15 protein-coding genes are annotated in these 20,873 nt (G+C 70.3%); 8 read left to right on the top strand and 7 right to left on the bottom strand.

The features are described 5' to 3' along the window. The first annotated feature begins 3 nt into the window (after window positions 1-3). Window positions 4-975 carry a DMT family transporter gene (locus tag KBX50_RS07730; protein WP_210935860.1) on the top strand — a complete coding sequence of 324 codons (972 nt, stop codon included), beginning with the start codon at window positions 4-6 and terminating at the stop codon, window positions 973-975. 76 nt (window positions 976-1,051) lie between these two features. Here KBX50_RS07730 and KBX50_RS07735 read toward each other — a convergent pair whose 3' ends face one another. Beyond that, window positions 1,052-2,836: a cellulose binding domain-containing protein gene (locus KBX50_RS07735; protein WP_210935862.1), complete on the bottom strand. Its 1,785-nt coding sequence runs from the start codon at window positions 2,834-2,836 to the stop codon at window positions 1,052-1,054. 464 nt (window positions 2,837-3,300) lie between these two features. On the opposite strand from KBX50_RS07735, the gene KBX50_RS07740 reads away from it, so the two are divergent. The 3 genes from KBX50_RS07740 to KBX50_RS07750 all read left to right on the top strand — a co-directional run bounded on the left by KBX50_RS07740 (window position 3,301) and on the right by KBX50_RS07750 (window position 6,624). Then, window positions 3,301-4,263, top strand: coding sequence for a hypothetical protein (locus tag KBX50_RS07740; protein WP_210935864.1), 963 nt, complete (start codon window positions 3,301-3,303; stop codon window positions 4,261-4,263). A 295-nt stretch (window positions 4,264-4,558) separates the two neighbouring features. Beyond that, complete coding sequence (locus tag KBX50_RS07745) at window positions 4,559-5,395, top strand: inositol monophosphatase family protein (RefSeq protein WP_210935865.1); 837 nt, start codon at window positions 4,559-4,561, stop codon at window positions 5,393-5,395. A 116-nt stretch (window positions 5,396-5,511) separates the two neighbouring features. After that, window positions 5,512-6,624: a hypothetical protein gene (locus KBX50_RS07750; protein WP_247673294.1), complete on the top strand. Its 1,113-nt coding sequence runs from the start codon at window positions 5,512-5,514 to the stop codon at window positions 6,622-6,624. Window positions 6,625-6,645: 21 nt separating this feature from the next. Here KBX50_RS07750 and KBX50_RS07755 read toward each other — a convergent pair whose 3' ends face one another. The 4 genes from KBX50_RS07755 to glgX form a co-directional block, all read right to left on the bottom strand. Then, complete coding sequence (locus KBX50_RS07755; protein WP_247673295.1) at window positions 6,646-6,813, bottom strand: hypothetical protein; 168 nt, start codon at window positions 6,811-6,813, stop codon at window positions 6,646-6,648. A 148-nt stretch (window positions 6,814-6,961) separates the two neighbouring features. Then, on the bottom strand, window positions 6,962-8,686 hold the full coding sequence (treZ, locus tag KBX50_RS07760; protein ID WP_210935866.1) for a malto-oligosyltrehalose trehalohydrolase: 1,725 nt from the start codon (window positions 8,684-8,686) through the stop codon (window positions 6,962-6,964). Between the two features lie 16 nt (window positions 8,687-8,702). Next, complete coding sequence (gene treY, locus KBX50_RS07765) at window positions 8,703-10,988, bottom strand: malto-oligosyltrehalose synthase (protein WP_210935867.1); 2,286 nt, start codon at window positions 10,986-10,988, stop codon at window positions 8,703-8,705. Between the two features lies 1 nt (window position 10,989). Then, a complete protein-coding gene (glgX, locus tag KBX50_RS07770; protein ID WP_210935868.1) occupies window positions 10,990-13,107 on the bottom strand; it encodes a glycogen debranching protein GlgX in 2,118 nt (705 codons plus the stop codon). 360 nt (window positions 13,108-13,467) lie between these two features. Here glgX and KBX50_RS07775 point away from each other — a divergent pair, with 360 nt between their 5' ends. Continuing rightward, window positions 13,468-14,871, top strand: a complete 1,404-nt coding sequence (locus KBX50_RS07775) for a glycosyltransferase family 4 protein (protein ID WP_210935869.1) — start codon at window positions 13,468-13,470, stop codon at window positions 14,869-14,871. Between the two features lie 114 nt (window positions 14,872-14,985). Here KBX50_RS07775 and KBX50_RS07780 read toward each other — a convergent pair whose 3' ends face one another. Continuing rightward, window positions 14,986-15,471 carry a DinB family protein gene (locus KBX50_RS07780; protein ID WP_210935870.1) on the bottom strand — a complete coding sequence of 162 codons (486 nt, stop codon included), beginning with the start codon at window positions 15,469-15,471 and terminating at the stop codon, window positions 14,986-14,988. Between the two features lie 299 nt (window positions 15,472-15,770). On the opposite strand from KBX50_RS07780, the gene KBX50_RS07785 reads away from it, so the two are divergent. The 3 genes from KBX50_RS07785 (at window position 15,771) to KBX50_RS07795 (ending at window position 19,400) form a co-directional block, all read left to right on the top strand. Next, the gene (locus KBX50_RS07785) at window positions 15,771-16,427 is read left to right on the top strand and encodes a response regulator transcription factor (RefSeq protein WP_307870880.1); all 657 of its coding nucleotides are present in this window, start codon (window positions 15,771-15,773) and stop codon (window positions 16,425-16,427) included. A gap of 120 nt (window positions 16,428-16,547) precedes the next feature. Beyond that, window positions 16,548-18,647: a M14 family zinc carboxypeptidase gene (locus KBX50_RS07790; protein WP_247673296.1), complete on the top strand. Its 2,100-nt coding sequence runs from the start codon at window positions 16,548-16,550 to the stop codon at window positions 18,645-18,647. A 108-nt stretch (window positions 18,648-18,755) separates the two neighbouring features. Then, window positions 18,756-19,400, top strand: coding sequence for a fasciclin domain-containing protein (locus tag KBX50_RS07795; protein ID WP_210935873.1), 645 nt, complete (start codon window positions 18,756-18,758; stop codon window positions 19,398-19,400). Between the two features lie 85 nt (window positions 19,401-19,485). Here the strand turns inward: KBX50_RS07795 and KBX50_RS07800 are convergent, their stop codons facing one another. After that, window positions 19,486-20,769, bottom strand: coding sequence for a citrate synthase (locus KBX50_RS07800; RefSeq protein ID WP_093402738.1), 1,284 nt, complete (start codon window positions 20,767-20,769; stop codon window positions 19,486-19,488). Window positions 20,770-20,873: the final 104 nt, after the last annotated feature.

Consider the following 20,873-nt stretch of genomic DNA (forward strand, 5'->3'; position numbering starts at 1 on the left):
CTCATGAGCAGCCCGTCGATGACCGAGCCCGCCACCCCACTCCGGGCCGTCCCCGCGTACACCTGGCCGGAGGAGCGGCCCCGGTCCTGGCCGATCGTCGCCGCGGCCGGGACCACGGTGCTGCTGTGGGCCTCGGCGTTCGTGGGCATCCGCTTCGCCGGACACGACTACTCCCCCGGTGCCATGGCGCTGGGCCGCATGGTGGCGGCGTCCGCCGCGCTTAGCGTGTTCGTCGCGGTCACCGCCGGCCGCCGGCGGGCCCGGACGCCGCACGTCGGGACGCCCCAGAGCGCACTGCCCGGTGGTGGAACGCTGGGACTCGTCGCGCTCTGGGGCGTGGCCTGGTTCGGCGGGTACAACCTGGCGCTCAACGCCGCCGAGCGGCTGGTCGACGCCGGCACGGCGGCCCTGCTGGTGGCGGTCGCGCCCATCCTGGTCGCGGTGGCCGCGGTCCTCGTCCTGGGCGAGCGGCTCACCCGCCGGCTCGGTGTCGGGGTGGCGGTCGCCTTCGTGGGGGTGGCCCTGATCGCGGCCAGTGGCTTCACCGGGCACGTCGACAAGGTCGGCGTCGCGCTGGCGGTGCTCTCCGCCCTGCTGTACGCCTTCGCCGTACTGCTGCAGAAGCGTCTGCTGGCGCGGATGGCCGCCCCGACGATGACCTGGCTCGGCGCGCTGGCCGGGACGGCTGCCCTGCTGCCGTTCACCCCCACGCTGCTGGCGGAACTCGCCGCGGCCCCGCTGCCGGCCACCGTCGGCGTGCTGTTCCTGGGCGTGTTCCCGACCGCGATCGGCTTCCTCACCTGGGGTTACGTGCTGTCCCGCTGGACGGCGGGGCGCACCACCGCCGCCACCTACCTGGTCCCGCCGGTCACCGTCCTGCTGTCCTGGACGCTGCTGGGCGAGGTACCGGCACCGCTGGCCCTGCTGGGCGGCGCGCTCTGCCTGACCGGCGTGGTCTTCGCGACGCGCCGCTGAGGGGCGGGTGGGCAGCCAACGGCGGGGCGGCGCACGCCGGCCAGGCCGGCGTGCGCCGCTTTCCGGAATGAGTTGCTCAGCTACAGGCGGTGCCGTTGAGGGTGAAGCCGGTGGGTGGGGCGTCGTTGCCGCCATGGGTGGCCTGGAAGCCGATGGTGACCGAGGCTCCTGGCGGTATGGACGGGTTGTAGCTGACGTTCGTCGCGGTCACCTGACCGCTGGTCGGTGAGTACGTGGCACCCCAGCCGGAGGTGATCGTCTGCCCGGGGGCGAGGGTGAACCGCAGCGACCAGCCGTTGACGGCGCTCGTACCGGTGTTGGTGATGGTGATGTTGTCCACCAGGCCGTTGTTCCAGGCGTTCACCGCGTTGGTCACCCGACACGCCCCCGTGGGCGGGTTGATCGTCGGGCTCGGGGTGGGCGTCGGGGTCGGGGTCGGGCTGACCGTTGGCGTGGGCGTCGGGGTGACCGTCGGCGTCGGTGAGACGGACCCTTCGGTGAGGACGATCGTGGAGATGCTCCGGGCGGGAACGTTCACGGTCGCCTGCCCCCCGCTGACGTTCACCGCCTGCGGCTGGGCGCCCGAGGTTCGGGAGGTGACGGTGTACTCGGCCGCCGAGATGTTCTGCGGCACCTGGACGACGGCGTCGTTCACCGCGTTGTTCGACCGGTTGAGCAGCACCAGCACGACCTTGCCCCGGCCACGGTAGGCGGTGACCTCCAGCCCGGAAGTCCTCGAACTCTTCGACACACCCACCCGACGGTCACCGGGACGGACATACTTGGCGTACTGGGAGAAGGCGTGGCCGCGCCTGAGGACCGCGCCCTTGGTGGTTCCCCACTGCGCGTCGCCGTCACCGATGAAGGAGTAGAAGCGACGGCCGTACCACCAGATGTAGGCGCTCCAGTTCGCCTCCATCGACCTGTGCACGGTCCGCATGATGTCGTCGAGGGTCTCGTTCCACACGGCCGTGTTGCCCGGGTCTCCCCAGATGTTCGAACCGCTGCCGTCGGCCGCGTGCAGATTCCACTCGGTCATCCACTGGTTCTTGCCGTACTGCGCGGCCAGCGGGTACGGCGACAGGTTTCCGCTGTTCTCGGCGTCGTACAGGTGGCCGCCGACGTAACCGATGTTGTTGCGCGCGGTGGCGTCCTGCAAGGTGGGGTCGGAGTACTGGCGCGCGAACCGCAGGGACTCGCCGACCATGAGGCTGGTGTCCCTGACCCGGGCACCGTGGTCGCGGACGAAGTTCCGCATCTCGGTGCCGGTCCAGTCCATCGAGTCGTAGTCCGGGTGCCAGTCCGGCTCGTTCTGGACCGAGGTCACGTCGATGGTGACGCCCCGACCCTTCATGAACTGCACGTAACTGTTCAGATGTTCCGCATAGTCGTCGTAGTAGTCGGTCCTCAGCTTGCCACCGTTGATCCTGCTGTTGTTCGTCTTGAAGTGGGCCGGCGCGGTCCACGGTGAGGCGAGAATCTTGACGTCGGATCCGTAGGACTTCGCCGTTTGCAGGCTGCTGGCGTACAGACCCCACTCGCTCGTCACGGGCGACACCACGGTCCGTACGATCGACAGACCGAGTTGTCCCGGCCCCGTACCGACGAGGGTCTGGGTTTCGCTCGTCGTCCACGGGTCACCGGAACCACCGAAGATCGGCGTCGCGGCCCCGAACCCGTCGATCGTCTGATAGCTCGACGCGGTGTTGACGGTGATGTCGGGTGTCGCCGCCAGCGAGGGTGGCGCGGTCAGGATTCCCGCCACGGTGACCAGCGAGGTCGCCGCCGCGAGCACGGTGATCGCGCCGGCTCCGTGCCGCCGACGCGACGGTGGGACGTTGTCAGGTTGGGCAAGCCTCATCGGGCTTCCTCTCTACCGCCGCTACCAGGCAGTGGCGGCACCTCGCGTAGCTGGGCACGCCCGGTCAGCCCGAGCGGCCGAACGGCAGCGAGCCAACCGCCTGCCGTCGCCCCAGCTACAAGTCGATCAGGAACGATCCGCTCCCGCGCCGTTGCCCTCGGCTCGGGTGACCATCGCTGCCACTCCCCGGCACCGCATCGACGGTCATCTTGCCAGCCCTGCCCAGCGCACTGCAATCGTTTGCCGAACCGGCAGGGCGGACCCATCACACCGAGCGGGACTCTGGGTGAGGCCGGATCGGCCGTAGACTCCCCAGATCACGCTGTCGGTCGATGCACCGGGTCGGGAGGAAGCCCGTGGCGAGTGACGCGAACGGAAGGGGCACGGTCCCACCTGCGCCCCCCGTCGAGGTGCCACCTGCCGGCGGGTACCGGCGCAGCCGATGGATCCTGGTCCTGGGGATCGTGACGACGGTGGTGGCGGTGGCAGCGGGCCTGACCGTGTGGGTCGCCGGACGGGGACCGGAGACGGCTACGCAAGGTGGCCCACCCCGTTCGGCGCCCACCCGGTTCGACCCCGGCCAGCAACTGTTCCGCCTCAGCTTTCTACCTGGCCCTGTACACCGGGTCCGCTACCAGACCGAGCCGGACATGCACATCATGGACATGGCCGGACGACCCGACGGCCCTCGGCAGAGCGACGAGATCTCGACCGGCTCGACCTGGCGCGTCGAGGTCCTGATGGCGGCACGGGACGTCGACGTCCATCGTTATGATCGGGAGTACGACCAGGAGGCCGGATGGCGCGTCCCAGGTGAATCCGTCGCGCCGGTACGTGGTCGTCCCGCCTTTCAGAACGAGGGCGGCGTTCTGTCCTGGGAGTACGCGCCGAACGCTTGGATGCGAATCTCGGCGTCCGGTGATGACCCACATGAGATGACGCGTCAGGTGGCCGAGGGCATTCGCTGGGAGACGACGCCACTGGCCCTGCCGGTCCAGGCGATGGAGCTGCCCGACGGTGCCGTGCTCGGCGGTGCGGACCTGCAGTGGGCCGACGACGAACCACTGACGAGCTACGCCCACGCCCAGTACATGCTGCAGCCGATCAAGGGTTACCGCGGCTTTCTGAGGCCCGACATTCAGGTCGGCATCAGCACCGAGAGCCTGGCCAGCGGCAGACACAACGGCACCGATGACGTCACGGTGTCGGGCCGTGCCGCCACCGCGGTCGACTGGGTCAGGACCGGCGAAGGGGTCTACCGGGTGGAACAGCTTCCCGGTGGGTGCGCTGAGTGCGTCGCGGAGACAAGAATCATGAGCCGGCGGGGCAACGAGGCGCTGGGGGGCCGAGACATGGCGCTACGGCTGGCGGCCTCGATCCGGCTGGCCGACGGCGTCGAGGATCCCGCCGACTGGCGAGCGCGATGAGTCGACCGGCAACCGTTCGGTGGCCATAGGGATTTGTGGCAGTGCAGGAGGTCGCGACCCGGCGTGTCGGATGCCGGCACTGCCACAAATCGGTCCACCGACTCCGCAGCAGGGTCGTCTTAGAGCTCTTAGGCGGGCGACGCCGAACGCTGCCGGGCGACGCTGGGCCAGCACGGCGAACTATCGCCGGAGTGGGATGATGGGACCATCGATCGAGCGGTGCCGAGAGCCGGTCGCGAGGAGTGTCGAGTCGATGAACCTTGACCCGTTGTGGACCGACCTGACGACTGAGCTGTTGGACATCCTCGCCTCGTACCGATCCCGGGTAGCCGAGTTGAACGTGCGGGAGAAGGCCGACCGCACCCTGCTCACCGAAGCCGACCTCGCGGTCGAAGACATGGTCATCAGCAAGATCCGGGCGGTGGACCCGGACGCTCGTGTCCTCGCGGAGGAGTCGGGCAGCGGCTCGTGGCGGCCCGGCCACGACGAGGAACCCGAGCGGATCTGGGTGATCGATCCGATCGACGGCACGGCCGAGTTCGTCAATCCGCACAGCACAGAATTCTGCTCCGTGGTCTGCCTGCTGGAGCGACGGGAGCCGGCTGCCGCGCTAATCGTCGCGCCGGAACTGGGAGACGGCGGTAAACCGATCGTGGTGGTCGCCTCTCGGGCCGACGAGACGATCAGAGTCAACGGCAGACCGGCGACGTACAACCGCGAGCCGATTCGTGTCGCATCCCTGACCCGCAGCGCCCGATCGGAAGCCCCGCCGCACGAGATCGGCATGGCCGAGGCAGGTTACGCCCTGAAAACGCGGACCACGTCACAGACGCTGGACATGCTGCGTACCGCCCTGGACCTCACTGATCTCGCGGCGGGTGCGCCGCGCTTCGACCTTTTCTACCGCCCTCGGCAGAAGGTCTGGGACGGCCTCGCAGGCTTGTGTCTCGGTGAGATCGTCGGTCTAATGTCCACAGACGTGAATGGGAAACGGCATTTGCCGGTGCCCATGGAAACGCTCGCCCAACCTGAGCCGACTTTCGCCAGCACCGTGATGGGTCGCCCGGAGGCCGTCAAGTGGTTCGTGGAGCTAGCCCGGGACTCCCCCATCGGAACACCGAAGTCCTCGTAGACGTCACCTCGATCATCAGCGCGGAAGATTTCGTCGTTGCGCAGAACCGCGGGACTCGGCCCGACGACCCGTTCGCCCGCCAAGCGTTTGTCGAACTGATCCAATCTCTGATCTTCATGGACCGGGTGTGGGTGGCGCATCCGGTACTCGCCCGACCTTCGGCCGCCGACTTCGGCGCCAGACCGTATCTCCTCCGGGCGTTGGCCGACGTGGGACTGTTGCACCCGCTGCAACTCGACGACGACGAGACCAACCGGATGCGGGACGCCGAGGAGACGGCGCTGCACGAGTTGCAGAGCTGGCGCGGCAACCAGGTCCTCGGGCAGTTCATAGGGCAGGCTGTCACCTGCGACGATGCCCTGCCCGACTCACGGAACTCGCTGTCGAAGCGCATCCACGGCTGGTGCGCCTTCCAGGCTGCCAATGTACGGGTAGCCGGTCATCACACGGATCGGATCACCACCGCCGACGGGGTCGAGGACGACCCTTTCGGCACCTGGGCACGAGCGGCCTCGATCGTGCTACGTGGCCCGCTGCGACTGATGGCACCGCCTGGCGAGGAGGTCTACGTCGCGGCGACATTGGCGCGCGGGCTGAAGTATCAGGCTCGGGCGGACGCCACTCGCCTGTCCTACCAGGCCCATCCCGTCCGGCGCGACTTCCTGCTGACCTTCGACCTCTCCACCGAGGGTGCGACGGAAACGGTGGTGCTCGACGTCATCAAGGCCATCCGGGGGATCCACGAGTCCCTCGTGACGGCGGCGGACGACAACGACACGCACCGCGTACAGCTTCTCGAACTCGAACTTCCGCTGTTGGGCGGCCGTCTCTGGCAGGCGGACGAGACCGGGCGGCTCGGTGAACGCGAATGGATAGAACTGATCGTCGCCCGGATCGCCGATTACCGGGACAAGGCAGCCGAGCTGCGGGCCGCCGTCGCCCGCTGCGTAACCGACGAGGACCACCTCCGTCTCGCCCGCGACATCAACGGGGCGAAGCGACAGCTCCTGGAACGGCTCGGTCTGCGCCGGGTGGCGCTCTCGCCGGTCGAACAGGAACTCGTCAACGGGGTGGCATCGGTGACCGAGTCGGTGCCCGGTGTACCCAAGGTCGCCGGCATGTGGATCGGCGCACGGGCACTCGGCAAACAGGTCTCCGCCACCGGCACGCCGGTGCAGCGCTTCCTCTACAAGGAGTTCTACCGCGCCTGGAAACGCGCCGGCCGCTGATCCGCCGCGATGCCGGGCCGGTCAGCGGGTGAGGCCGACAAGGGTGGCCAGACGAGCGACGCCGGCCGGGGCCGGGTGACGGTGGGCAAGATCGGCGATGACGGTACGCGTCAACGGCCGGCAGCGGATCTCGGCCGGCGCGATGGCGTCGGCCGTCGACCAGCGCACGGGCCGCAGCCCGCAGGTCACTCATCCCGCGGTACCAGCTTCGCTAACCAGGCGCGCGATAGGTGACGGCCGCTACCGGAGTACATCCGCGCGCGTTCCCCCAAAATCTTGGACAGTTCCTGTTCGGCGCTAACGACAACTGTCCAAGATTCCAGCCTTTCCCCGAGCGTCAGAGCGCCACGATGGCTGCTGTTTCGGCTGGTAGCTCGATGCGGTCGCGCTGCACTGTGACTCCGCTGCCGGTGGCCAGCAGGACGCGGCGGGCCACCCCGGGCAGGGTGATCCGCTGCGGTTTGCCGGCCAGGTTCGCCGCGACCAGGCAGCCACCCCGCCGCATCACCAGGAACTGGTCACCGTGGCGTACCTCCATCGCGAACAGGTGTGGATCCGACAGCTCCGGGCGGGACTTCCGGAGCGCGATGAGGCGGCGGTGGAAGTCGTACATCTCGCGGTGTTCGGGTTTGTCCAGCTCGGCCCAGTCGAGCCGGGACCGGAGGAAGGTCTGCGGGTCCTGCGGGTCCGGCACGTCGCCGGGAGGCCAGCCGTGGGCGGCGAACTCCGCACGGCGGCCGGTGACGACGGCGGTGGCCAGTTCCGGCTCCGGATGGGAGGTGAAGTACTGCCAGGGCGTCGAGGCGGCCCACTCCTCCCCCATGAACAGCATCGGGGTGAACGGCGCGGTCATCAGCAGGGTCGCGCCCACCCGGAGCAACGCCGGGGAGAGCGAGGCCGACAGGCGGTCACCGACGGCGCGGTTGCCGATCTGGTCGTGGTTCTGGAGGTAGGCGACGAAGCGGTGGCCGGGGGTGCGCTGGTCGACCGGGCGGCCGTGCTGGCGGCTGCGGAAGCTGGACCAGGTGCCGGTGTGGAAGAAGCCCCCGGTGAGCACCTCCACCAGGCATTCCATGGTGCCGAAGTCGCCGTAGTAGCCCTGTCGTTCGCCGGTGAGCAGGGTGTGCAGGGCGTGGTGGGCGTCGTCGTTCCACTGGGCGTGCAGGCCGTGGCCGCCGGCCTCCCGGGGAGTGATCAGCCGGGGGTCGTTGAGGTCGGACTCGGCGATCAGGGACAGCGGGCGGCCCAGATGCGTCGACAGCGATTCGACCTCGACGGTGATCTCTTCGAGCAGGTGCACGGCGCGGGTGTCGGGCATGGCGTGGACGGCGTCCAGGCGCAGCCCGTCGACGTGGTAGTCGCGCAGCCACATCAGCACGCTGTCGATGATGAACCGGCGCACCCCGTCGGAGTGCGGGCCGTCCAGGTTGATGGCCTGGCCCCAGGGGGTGTGCCGCTCCCCCACATAGGGCGCGAACTTCGGCGCGTAGGCCCCGGAGGGCCCGAAATGGTTGTAGACGACGTCGAGGATCACCCCCAACCCCTTGGCGTGGGCGGCGTCCACGAAACGTTTCAGGCCGTCCGGCCCGCCGTAGGGTTCGTGCGGGGCGTACCAGCAGACGCCGTCGTAGCCCCAGTTGTGTTCGCCGTTGAACGCGTTGACCGGCAGCAGTTCGATCATGTCGACACCCAGGTCGACCAGGTGGTCGAGCTTGCCGATCGCCGCGTCGAAGGTGCCCTCCGGGGTGAAGGTGCCGACGTGCAGCTCGTACAGGATGCTGCCGGGCAGTTGCCGGCCGGTCCATGGGCCGTCGGTCCAGCGGAAGGCCGCGTGGTCGTAGACCCGGCTGGGCCCGTGCACCCCGGAGGGCTGCCACGCCGACCGGGGGTCGGGCAGCGGCTGGTCGTCGTCGTCGAGCAGGAACGCGTAGTCGGTGCCGGCGTCGGGCACCTCGACCCGCCACCAGCCGTTCCGGCCGGCCCGCATCTCGTGGTCCGCCGCACCCGGCAGGTGCAGCCGTACCCGTGTCGCCTCGGGCGCCCAGACGGTGAACTCGGTCATGACGCAGCCTCCCGGGTCAGGTGGTGGGCACCAGCAGCGCGACGGGATAGGTGGTCAACAGGTCCGCGAGGCGGACCTGAGAGCCACTGTAGACCCGACCGGTGAACAGGCACGACATCTCTTTAACGGGTAATGACAGGGTGGTCTCCCGCCAGCCGCCGGCCGCCGCGAGTCGCAGCGGCAGCCGGGTGGCCACGGCGACCGCGCCGCCCCGGTCGAAGGCCACGGCGTGCCGGGCCGCCGGCCCGTGCACGATGAGCGGCTGGTACTCGCCGAACAGCTCCGGGTGGTCGCGACGCGCCCGCAGGGTCCGCGACACCACCAGCAGCTTCGCCGCGCCGGTCTCGTCCACCGGCGGCTGCCAGCCGGCATCGAGCCGGGCCAGCAGTTCCCGGCGTACGCCGAAGTCGACCGGGCGGCGGTTGTCCGGATCGACCAGGGAGTTGTCCCACAGCTCGGTGCCCTGGTAGGTGTCGGGCACCCCGGGCATGGCCAGTTGCACGAGCTTCTGCCCCAGCGAGTTCGACCAGCCGGGTGGAGTGATCTCGGCGGCGAAGGCGGCCAGCTCCGAGCTGACGGCCGGGTCGTCGTACATGGCGTCGACCAGGGCGTGCATGGCCCGTTCGAAGTCCGGGTCGGGGTCCGTCCAGCTGGTCGAGGCCGCCGCCTCCCGGGCGGCCTTCTCCGCGTACGCGTGCAGGCGCTCGCGCTCGATGGGCCAGGCACCGACGACGGTCTGCCACAGCAGGTGGGCCAGGGCGGCGTCGGGCAACGGCACCGCCGCCATCCAGCGGGTGACCGCCTCGGCCCAGCGCTGCGGCAGCTCGGCGAGGACGGCGAGGCGGGCGCGGACGTCCTCACCACGCTTCGTGTCGTGGGTCGACAGGGTGGTCATGCTCGCCGGCCAGCGCTCGTGGCGGGCGGCGGCGAAGCGGTGGAACCGGCCGGGCCGGGTGCCGAAGTGGGTGGGGCTGCCGCCGACCTCGTTGAGCGCGATGAACCGGCTCCACCGGTAGTAGGCGGTGTCCTCGACGCCCTTGGCCATCACCGCGCCGGTGAACTGCGGAAAGCGGCGGGCCAGCTCGTCGTCGGGGTCGCGGAGCCGGCGGGTGATCTCGTCCAGCACGCCGGTCAGGTCGGTGCGGCGGCGACCGGCCTCGGCGCGGGCGTTGGCCAAATGCCGGGCCCCGTCGGGCGGGTAGCCTCGGTAGACCGCGAAGGCGGCGGCGAGCTCGGCCAGGGCGGCGCGGGCCGCGTCGGGATCGACGTCCGGGGCGAGCGCGGCCAGCCGGGTCAACTCGGCGCCCAGCAGTCGGGTGGCGGCACCGAGTTTCGTGTCGTGGGTCAGGTCGGCCCAGGAGGTGGCCCGGCCGGCGAGGCGGGTGTCCAGGGCGGTGAAGTCGGCTTCGGCGTCGCCGTCGACGAAGAGCCCGCCGACGGCGCCCAGCGCGTCGTAGCCGGTGGTGCCGTCGACCGGCCATGCCGGCAGTTCCTCGCCGTACTCCAGGATCTTCTCCACGATCAGCCAGGCGTCGGGGGCGGCTTCCCGCAGCCGGGCCAGGTAGCCGGCGGGGTCGCGCAACCCGTCGGGGTGGTCGACCCGGATGCCGTCGACCTCACCGGCCGCCGCCCAGGCCAGGATCAGCTCGTGGGTGGCGGCGAACACGTCCGGATCCTCCACCCGCAGCCCGGCCAGGCTGGAGACGGCGAAGAACCGGCGGTACGTCAGCTCGGCGTCGCCGCGTCGCCAGGAGACCAGCTCGTAGTGCTGCCGGTCGTGCACCTCGCGGGCGGTGCCGTCGCCGGTGCCGTCGGCGATCGGGAAGCGGTGTTCGTGGTAGCGCAGCTCCCCGTCGGCGAGCTTGAGGTCGTCGAGGGCGTCGGCGGTGTCGGCGAGCACCGGCAGCAGCAGCCGGCCCCGCTGCCAGTCGATGTCGAACCAGGCGGCGTACGCCGACTCGCGGCCCCGGCGCAGCACGTCCCACCAGGCCGGGTTGGCCGCGGGCACGGCCACACCGGCGTGGTTGGGGACGATGTCCACTACCAGTCCGAGGCCGGCGTCCCGCAGCGCCCGCAGCAGCCGCTGCCGGCCGGCCTCGCCGCCGATTTCCGGGTTGACCTGCCGGTGGTCGACGACGTCGTAGCCGTGCGCGCTGCCCGGCGCGGCGGCCAGCAGCGGCGCGCTGTAGAGGTGGGTGACGCCGAGGTCGGCGAGGTAGCCGGCGAGGCCGGCGGTGGTGTCCAGGTCGAAGCCGGGGCGCACCTGCACCCGGTAGGTGGCGGCGACGGGCTTCGCAGGCATGTCAGGCCACCCTCTCCAGCACCACCAGGGCTCGGTCCGGTACGCAGAGCGTGTCGCCGGCCTCCACGGTGGTGCCCTTGTCCTGGTCCGGTTCGGCGGTGCTGATCACCAGCTCCCAGCGGTGGCCGAACTCGGCCGGTGGGAGGGCGAAGTCCAGCGGTGCGTCGTGGGCGTTGAAGCAGAGCCAGAACGAGTCGTCGTGGTGGCGTTGGCCGTACTGGCCGCGTTCGCGGATGCCCTCACCGTTGACGAACAGCGCCACCGAGCGGCCGAAGTCGTTACCCCAGTCCTCGCCGGTCATCTCCCGACCGTCGGGGGTGTACCAGGCCAGGTCGGGCAGCGGCTCGTCGACCTCGCGGCCGTGCACCGGCAGGCCGCTGAAGAACCGGCGACGCTGGAACACCTGGTGCTGGCGGCGGAACTCCACCAGCCGGCGGGTGAAGTCGAGCAGTTCGGTGTCGGCGTTGTCCCAGTCGATCCAGGCCAGCTCACTGTCCTGGCAGTAGGCGTTGTTGTTGCCCCGCTGGGTGCGACCCAGCTCGTCGCCGTGGCCGATCATCGGTACGCCCTGCGACAGCAGCAGGGTGGCGATGAAGTTGCGGCGCTGGCGGGCGCGCAGGCCGAGCACGCCCGGGTCGTCGGTGTCACCCTCGACGCCGCAGTTCCAGGAGCGGTTGTGGCTCTCCCCGTCGCGGTTGTCCTCGCCGTTGGCCTCGTTGTGCTTGTCGTTGTACGACACCAGGTCGTTCAGGGTGAACCCGTCGTGGCAGGTGACGAAGTTGATGCTGTGGAAGGGCCGGCGGCCGTCGTCCTGGTAGAGGTCGGCGGAGCCGGAGATGCGGGAGGCGAACTCGGCGAGGGCGGCCGGTTCGCCGCGCCAGAAGTCGCGGACCGTGTCACGGTACTTGCCGTTCCACTCGGTCCACTGTGGCGGGAAGTTGCCGACCTGGTAGCCGCCGGGGCCGACATCCCACGGCTCGGCGATCAGCTTCACCCGGCTGACCACCGGGTCCTGCTGCACCACCTCGAAGAAGGTGGAGAGCCGGTCCACCTCGTAGAACTCGCGGGCCAGGGTGGCGGCCAGGTCGAAGCGGAAGCCGTCGACGTGCATCTCGGTCACCCAGTACCGCAACGAATCCATGATCAGTTGCAGCGAGTGGGGGCTGCGGACGTTCAGGCTGTTGCCGGTACCGGTGTAGTCGACGTAGTAACGCCGATCCTCCTCGGAGAGCCGGTAGTAGCTGGGGTTGTCGACCCCCTTGAAGCTCAGCGTGGGGCCCAGGTGGTTGCCCTCGGCGGTGTGGTTGTAGACCACGTCGAGGATCACCTCGATACCGGCGGCGTGCAGCGCCTTGACCATGCCCCGGAACTCCTGCACCTGCTGGCCCAGGTGGCCCAGCGCCGAGTACGCGTGGTGCGGGGCGAAGAAGCCGATGGTGTTGTAACCCCAGTAGTTGCGCAGCCCCAGGTCGGTCAGGCGGTGGTCGTTGACGAACTGGTGCACCGGCATCAGTTCGATGGCGGTGATCCCGAGCCGGGTCAGGTGCTCGATCATCGGCGGTGAGGCGATGCCGGCGTACGTGCCGCGAAGCTCCTCGGGGATGCCGGGCAGCCGCATGGTCAGCCCGCGTACGTGGGCCTCGTAGATGACCGAGTGGTGGTACGGGATGCGCGGCGGCGCGTCGTTGCCCCAGTCGAAGTAGGGGTTCACCACCACCGACTTCGGCATGTACGGCGCCGAGTCGTCGGTGTTGATCCGATCGGGGTCGCCGTGGGTGTAGTCGTAGACCGCCGGATCCCACCGCACGTCACCGTCGATGGCCTTGGCGTACGGGTCGATGAGCAGCTTGGCCGGGTTGCAGCGCAGCCCGTTCGCCGGGTCGTACGGGCCGTGCACGCGGTAGCCGTACCGCTGCCCCGGCCCGATCCCCGGGATGTACGCGTGCCAGACGTACGCGTCGACCTCCCGCAGCTCGACCCGGCGCTCGTGGCCCACGTCCCACTCGTCGAAGAGGCAGAGTTCGATCTTCTCCGCCACCTCGGAGAAGATCGCGAAGTTGGTGCCCATCCCGTCGTAGGTGGCCCCGAGGGGGTACCGCTCGCCCGGCCAGACCTGCATTTCGCTCCTTCGGCCCACACGTCATGAGCGCGCCCGCACCATGAGCGCACCCGCCGGGGCAACCCGGTGATGCGCGCGGCGGTAATGCCCCGCACGGTCCACCGCCAATCCATCCGATCGGATGAATGCCCGGTATCCGCCCGACTGAGCCGAGATGAACCCTGCGGTGTCGTCGGTCACTGAGGCCCTCTTCGAGATGCGGGATCGGCCGCCATGACGTTTCCTTGTTCGCGGGCGCGTAGTGCGCGCGCCTATCAGATCCTTGCACCGCGGGCGCGTCCACGCGTGTCCGAAACCCAACCCTGCCCGTTCGCCGCCACCGACGTCGGCGCGTTCCTCCCTGCACGGACGGAGACTGATGTGACCACCCTGCGGGTCGGCGGACGTACCGCCACCGCTCCGGACCGCGTCCACCGCCCCACGCTCACCTCGCGACCCCAGGTTCCGCCGCCGTCCGGCCCTACCGCCGGAGCACAGACCCGCCGCATCCTGATGCTGTCGTGGGAGTACCCGCCGGTACTCGTGGGCGGCCTGGGTCGGCACGTGCACGCGCTGTCGGTGGCGCTGGCCGCCGCCGGTCACCAGGTCACCGTCGTCACCCGCCACACCGACGGCGCTCCCCTGGAGGAATACGTCGACGGCGTACGCGTCGTCCGCGCCGCCGAGGACCCGGTCACCTTCCCGCTGGCCACCGGATCACTGCTGGCCTGGACCATGGCGTTCAACCACACCCTCACCCGCGCCGCCCTACGCGCCGCCGCCACCGACGGCTACGACGTCATCCACGCCCACGACTGGCTCGTCGCGCACACCGCGATGACCCTGCGCGACCACCTCGACCTCCCCCTCGTCACCACCATCCACGCCACCGAAGCCGGCCGGCACCAGGGTTGGCTACCCGAGGAGATGAACCGCACCATCCACGGTGTGGAGCACTGGCTGGGCGGCGAGTCGAACCGGGTGATCGTCTGCTCCGGCTACATGCGCGACGAGGTGACCGGCCTGTTCGGCGTGCCGAACGGCCGGGTCGACGTGGTGCCCAACGGGGTCGAGCCGCACCGCTGGCGGGTCTCCGCCGCCGCCGTCGCGAAGGCGCGGGCCCGGTTCGCCGGCAACGGCCCGCTGGTCACCTTCGCCGGCCGACTGGTCTACGAGAAGGGTGTGCAGCACCTGATCGCCGGGTTGCCCCGACTGCGTGAGCGGCACCCGGGGCTGCGCGCGGTGATCGTCGGCGACGGGCCGTACCGGGGTGAGCTGGAGGCCGACGTGCACCGGCTCGGCCTCGCCGACACGGTCAGCCTGCCCGGTTTCCTCGGCGGCACCGACCTGCCCGCGGTGATGGCCGCCTCGGACTGCTTCGCCGTGCCCAGCATCTACGAGCCGTTCGGCATGGTCGCCCTGGAGGGCGCCGCCGCCGGTGCGCCGCTCGCGGTCGCCCAGACCGGTGGGCTGGCCGAGATCGTCGAGCCGGGCGTCACCGGCGTGACCTTCCGGCCGCACGATCCGGACGCGCTTACCGACGCGGTGCACACCCTGCTCGCTGACACCGAACGCGCCCGGACGCTGGCCCGTCGGGCCCGCGTGATGGTGCACGAGCAGTACGGCTGGGCCGCCATCGCCAGCCGCACCGCCTCGACGTACGCCTCGGCGATCGCCCAGGCGCCGACGTTCACCGCCGAGCGCGCGGCGCAGCAGATGGCGCACGGGCGGGCGCTCCCGGCGATCCCGGAGGGCAACCTGCTCGCCGCCGCCGGCCTGCGCTGACCGCTGCCTGCGGTGACGGGCTTCCGTCGCGCCCGCAGTCGCCCCGACCCGGTCCCCGGCCGGGTCGGGGCACTGATCCGGCCGAAGGTCGAGCGGCGCTGACCGGGGTGGCGGCTATCGGGGCCCGAGGCCCGTCTTTCCGTCGAGCAGCTCGCGAGCCGCGTCGAGGTGGCCCGCGTGACGTGCGGTCTCCTCGATCATGTGCAGGACGACCCGCCGCAGGTCGGTGACCTCTTCTCCGAGCGGACCGGGGTGCCGCTCGCGTACCGGCGCGGACAGCGGCGTGGCGGCGAGGACGGCGTCGGACCGCTCGCACTGCGCACGGTAGAAGTCCAGCACCACCGACGGCGGTCGGGGCGTGGTCAGCGGCGCGTGGTCGTCGTCGGGCCAGGCCAGCGGGACGGCCGAGCCGGACATGATCTCCTGGAACCAGTGCCGCTCGGCGTAGCCGAGGTGCTCCACCAGGCCCAGCGGCGTCCACCCGGAGGGCAGCACGGCGGTGGTGAGGGCTGGCACGTCGAGCCCGTCGATGATCGCGAGGACGCTGACCCGCTGCGCCGCCAGGAACATCGACAGTGCACTCTTCTCCTCGTCGCCCATGCCGTGCATCCCCTCCCCTGTCAGCCGGTGGTCCCGGTCGGGACGCGTCGCCGAGATCGGCTCCAGCGAATGTCGGACGATAGCAATCCCGACCGACAGCATTCGCTGATGAGCGCCGGCCCCAGCCCCTAGCCGTCCAGGGGGCGATGCCTCCCAGGACCGCGCCCGCCCGGGTGCCACCAGAACCGTTCGGGCAGTTCAATCTGCCGTTACGATCTTGTATCCACACTGGTCAGCGCTGCTGCACATCCGACACACTCGCAGGCATCCGGCGACGGTGCGGTCCGAGGAGGGCGCGGGTGCGGGTGCTCCTGGTGGAAGACGACCTGCGCGTCTCGGCGGGCCTCGCCTCGGCGCTACGGCGGCGGGGGCACGACGTGGTCCAGGCGGTGACGGCCGCCGAGGCGGTCGAGGCCGATCCGGTCGATCTGGTGCTGCTCGACATGAACCTGCCCGACCGTGACGGCCTGGAGGTGTGTCGCCGGATCCGGCAGCACGACGAGGGGGTCGCGATCATCGCGGTGACCGCCCGGGCCGAGGAGCACGACCGGGTGGCCGGGCTGCGGGCCGGCGCCGACGACTACGTGGTCAAGCCGTTCTCGATGGTGGAGTTGCAGGCCCGGATCGAGGCGGTGATGCGGCGCACCGCCCGTACCGTCCGGCCGGCGACCACGTTGCAGGCCGGTGCGCTGCGCATCGATGTCGACGCCCGCCGGGTGCGGATGGGCGACCGCGAGGTCGGCCTGTCCCGCAAGGAGTTCGACCTGCTGGTGGCGTTGGCGCGGCAGGCGGGCACGGTGGTGCCCCGGGACCGGTTGCAGCTCGAGGTCTGGCAGACCACCTGGGCCACCCGGCACAACCTCGACGTCCACGTCGCCGCGCTGCGCGGCAAGCTCGACGACCCGGGTCTGGTGGAGACGGTACGCGGAGTCGGCTACCGGCTGCGCGTCATCTGACTGGCCGATCAGTCCCCGAAACCTCAGAGCATCCTCAAGAATCCCAGCTCGTACCCCCGTGGCCGAGTGGGTGCGGGTGTGCTGTGCGTACCCAGCCATCCCTCCTGTTTGGAGATCCCCTTGAGATACAGACGGACAACGGCCGGTGTCTTCTCCGCTCTGCTCGCCGTCACCCTCGCGGCGACCGCACAACCCGCCCAGGCGACCACGGCGGCTGAGCCGAACCAGGTACAGAGCCTCACGGTCGTGCAGGGCGACGGGTACGCGACCCTGGCCTGGACCCCGGTCGACGGGGCCACCGACTACCAGATCGAGCGCACCCCGGTCGCCGAGGACGGCAGCGTCACCGGCGCCGCGACGATCGTCGGCGTCTGGCGGCCCAACCGTCAGATCAACAACTCGGCGCCGACCTTCGCCGACGCCGGCTTCGCCCCCGGCAACCGGTTCCAGTGGCGGGTGCGCGCCCGCCTCGGCGGCACCGCGCAGCCCTACTCCGCGCCGGTCAGCGATGTCACCCGGGGCCACTGGGGCGACCCGGAGACGCCCGGTCAGAGCCTGCGTACGCAGTGGGAGACCACGCTGGGCGCGCAGTACACGAGCGACGTCAACGAGTACGCCTACACCACGGCGATCGACGAGCTGAGCGACCGGGTACGGGTGGTCGAGATCGGCCGTACGGTGCAGGACCGGCCGATCAACATGTTCGTCATCGGTCACCCCACGCCACTGGCCACCCCGGAGGCGGTGGCCGCGACGAACCCCCTGGTGGTCAACTGCAACGTGCACGGCAACGAGCCCGGCGACCGGGAGGCATGCCTGATCATGGCCCGGCAGTTGGCGTTCACCGACGACCCGACCACGCTCGGCCTGCTGTCGAGGACCACCATGCTGATCGTGCCGACGATCAACGGTGACGGTAGGGCCGCCAACACCCGGGGAAACTCCACAGGCCAGGATCTCAACCGGGACTACTCGCTGATCCGCCAGCCGGAGACCCAGGCGTTCGTGGAGATGGTCCGCGACTACCGGCCGATCGCCAGCTACGACGGCCACGAGTACGGCAACTCCAACACCGGTGACCTGCCGATGCTGCCGCCACGGCACCAGAACGTGGCACCGGGGATCTTCGACCAGTCGCAGCACATGATCGAGGGCCACATGTACACCCAGGGCGCCCGGGACGGCTGGTGGGCCTGCCCGTACGGATGCACCGGGGCCAACGTCGGCCTGGGCGAGGAGACCATCCTGCGCAACACCCTCGGGCTGAAGAACGTGGTCAACTCCCTGCTGGAGCTGCGCAGCTCGGGTGGGCCGACCCGGCCGGACGAGGGCAACACCGCCAACAACCGCCGCCGCAAGACGTACTCGGCGCTGTGGACGTTCCACCAGTTCCTCGCGTACCACGGGGCGAGCGTCGGTGACATCACCGCCGCCCGCGCCGAGGCGATCAGGTTCCAGTCGGCCAACACCGGCCGGATCGTCTTCCGGGGCTCCCGCCCGATCGAGGCGTACCCGGCACCGCATCCGGGCGACACGCCGCCTCCGCTGGACGCTCCCGATGCGGACCAGATCCTGGAGCAGCCGCCGTGCGCGTACCGGCTCACCGAGGAGCAGTACCACGGTGCGCGCACCGACGGTCCGACCGGGCGGCAGACCACCGTGGCCCAGCGGCTCGCCGCCCACGGCTGGAAGGTGGTCAAGGTGACCGGCGGTTACCTCGTACCGCTGTCCCAGCCCGAGCGTGGCCTGGTGCCGCTGCTCCTCGACGAGCAGGCCGCCGAGGGCCTGGTGGCCGGGGAGCGGATCGCGCCCACGCTCACCGGCACCCGCAACGGCCCGCTGACGGTCACCGGCGTGGCGTGCCTCGCCGACGCCACCGTCCGGGGCCCGGTCCGGGTCCGGCCCGGCGCCACGCTGATCGTCAACGGTGGCTCGATCAACGGCCCGGTGGACGCCAGTGGCGCGGCCGGATTCGTGCTGACCGACAGCACCGTCAACGGCCCGGTGAACGTCACCGGCACGACCGGCCCAGTCCTGCTGGTCGGCAACCGGATCAGCGGCCCGGTCAACGTGGTCAACAGCGCGGGCGTGGCCCCGCTGGTGGCCGGCAACACCGTCAACGGCCCGCTGGGCTGCACCGGCAACGCCGCCGCCCCGGTCAACATCGAGGTCGCCAACGCGGTCAGCGGCCCACGGTTCAACCAGTGCTCGCGCCTGTGATCCACCGAGTCTGACCCCTTCGTACCGGCGGGCCGGACCCGCGCCCGGCCCGCCGGTACACCCCGACGCCGGAGTGGAGAAACCGTGACCGACACCGACTCTGCGACCGTGAGGCCCACACCGCGCCGGATTTTGCCGATCGCCGGTGCGGCCCTGGCCGCTGTGCTGCTCGTCGTGGTCGGCAGCACGGCCAGGGGCGGCGACGGCGCGGCCGACGCCGGGCCGGCCGGGACCACCGTGACCGGGCCGCTGTGCGACCTGCTGCCGGCCGGCAGCGAGCCGGGCAATCCCGCTTCGCTCGCCGACCAGCCCGCCGACCAGGCTCTCCAGTGGATTCCCGTGCTGACCACCTTCGAGGCGGCGGTACGCGCCACCGGCCTCGCCGAGGAGCTGACCCGGGAGGTGACGATCCTGGCGCCCACCGACGAGGCGTTCGCCGGCAAGTTCTCCCGGACCAACCTCGACGACCTGCTGCTGCGCGACACCGACGAGCTTCGTGGGTTGCTGCGCGATCATCTGGTCACCGGGGCACTGCCGGTGGCCGAGCTGGTCGCCACCGGCACGGTTACCACCGTCGCCGGCACCAGCCTCACCGTCACCGGTGTCGGGCAGGGCGCCCGTCTCGACGACCAGGCCGAGACGGTGTGCGCCGACTACCGGGCCGGCGCCGCCCGCATCCACGTCATCAACGAGGTGCTCGGCGACCTGCCCACCACGGCGGGCCAGGACGACGACGGCCATCCGGCGCACTGAACGCAGCCCGCACGACGACGGCCGCCGTACCCGTGATCCGGGTGCGACGGCCGTCGTCGGGCGGGCTGCGTCAGGTTGCTCGCGGTCAGCGCTGCTCGACGGGGAGGTAGTTCCGCTCGGCGGCACCGGTGTAGACCTGCCGCGGACGGCCGATCTTGGTCTCCGGGTCGTTGATCATCTCGCGCCACTGGGCGATCCAGCCCGGCAGCCGCCCCAGGGCGAACAGCACGGTGAACATCTTCGTCGGGAAGCCCATGGCCTTGTAGATCAGGCCGGTGTAGAAGTCGACGTTCGGGTAGAGCTTGCGGGAGACGAAGAAGTCGTCGGCGAGGGCGATCTCCTCCAGCTGCATCGCGATGTCCAGCAGCGGATCCGGCTTGGCCATCCGGCCGAGCACGTCCTGCGCCGCCTGCTTCACGATCGCGGCACGCGGGTCGTAGTTCTTGTAGACCCGGTGGCCGAACCCCATCAGCTTGACGCCGTCCTCGCGGTCCTTCACCTTGCGGACGAACGACTGCACGTCACCGCCGTCGGCCTGGATGCGCTCCAGCATCTCCAGCACCGCCTGGTTCGCGCCGCCGTGCAGCGGGCCGAACAGCGCGTTGACGCCGGCCGAGACCGAGGCGAACAGGTTGGCGTTGCTGGAGCCCACCAGGCGCACCGTCGAGGTGGAGCAGTTCTGCTCGTGGTCTGCGTGCAACACGAAGAGCATGTCCAGCACCCGGGCGATCACCGGGTCGACCTCGTACGGCTCCGCCGGCACACCGAACGTCATCCGCAGGAAGTTCTCCACGTAACCCAGGGAGTTCTCCGGATACAGCAGCGGCTGCCCGATCGCCTTCTTGTACGCGTACGAGGCGATGGTCGGCACCTTCGCCATCAGCCGGACCGTGGACATCTCCACGTGCTCGGCGTCGAACGGGTCGAGGCTGTCCTGGTAGAAGGTGGAGATGGCGCTGACGGCCGAGGAGAGCACCGCCATCGGGTGGGCCTCCCGGGGGAAGCCGTCGAAGAAACGCCGCATCTCCTCGTGCAGCAACGAGTGCCGGCGGATCCGCTCGGTGAACTCGGTCAGCTCCTGGGTGGTCGGCAGCTCACCGTAGATCAGCAGGTAGGAGACCTCCAGGAAGGAGCTCTTCTCGGCCAGCTGATCGATCGGGTAGCCACGGTAACGCAGGATGCCCGCGTCACCGTCGATGTAGGTGATCGCGGACGAACAGGCGGCGGTGTTGACGAACCCCGGGTCGTACGTCGTCAGCCCGGTTTCCTTCAGCAGCTTGCCCACACCGATCCCGGCGGGGCCCTCGACCGCGGAATGTACCGGCATCGACAGCTGCCCGCCGGGGTGATCGAGCTTGACTTCCGTCATGTGGTTCCTCGCTTCGCCGGCAGATCTACGTTGAATTGCCTTCGCTTCTACCGTAATTGCGGTTGCGGCAACACCGCCGCTCGTGGTTCGGCGGTGAGGCATGC

Origin of the sequence: Micromonospora sp. C51 (assembly GCF_018070435.1) — a bacterium.
In the GTDB taxonomy this organism is placed as follows: Bacteria; Actinomycetota; Actinomycetes; order Mycobacteriales; family Micromonosporaceae; genus Micromonospora; species Micromonospora sediminimaris.

Bases quoted from the DNA above. Each gene is read 5' to 3' on its own strand.
- treZ (WP_210935866.1), bottom strand. From the start codon at position 8,686: ATGACCGAGTTCACCGTCTGGGCGCCCGAGGCGACACGGGTACGGCTG.
- KBX50_RS07800 (WP_093402738.1), bottom strand. From the start codon at position 20,769: ATGACGGAAGTCAAGCTCGATCACCCCGGCGGGCAGCTGTCGATGCCG.
- KBX50_RS07730 (WP_210935860.1), top strand. From the start codon at position 4: ATGAGCAGCCCGTCGATGACCGAGCCCGCCACCCCACTCCGGGCCGTC.
- KBX50_RS07780 (WP_210935870.1), bottom strand. From the start codon at position 15,471: ATGGGCGACGAGGAGAAGAGTGCACTGTCGATGTTCCTGGCGGCGCAG.
- KBX50_RS07750 (WP_247673294.1), top strand. From the start codon at position 5,512: ATGGACCGGGTGTGGGTGGCGCATCCGGTACTCGCCCGACCTTCGGCC.
- KBX50_RS07735 (WP_210935862.1), bottom strand. From the start codon at position 2,836: ATGAGGCTTGCCCAACCTGACAACGTCCCACCGTCGCGTCGGCGGCAC.
- treY (WP_210935867.1), bottom strand. From the start codon at position 10,988: ATGCCTGCGAAGCCCGTCGCCGCCACCTACCGGGTGCAGGTGCGCCCC.
- glgX (WP_210935868.1), bottom strand. From the start codon at position 13,107: ATGCAGGTCTGGCCGGGCGAGCGGTACCCCCTCGGGGCCACCTACGAC.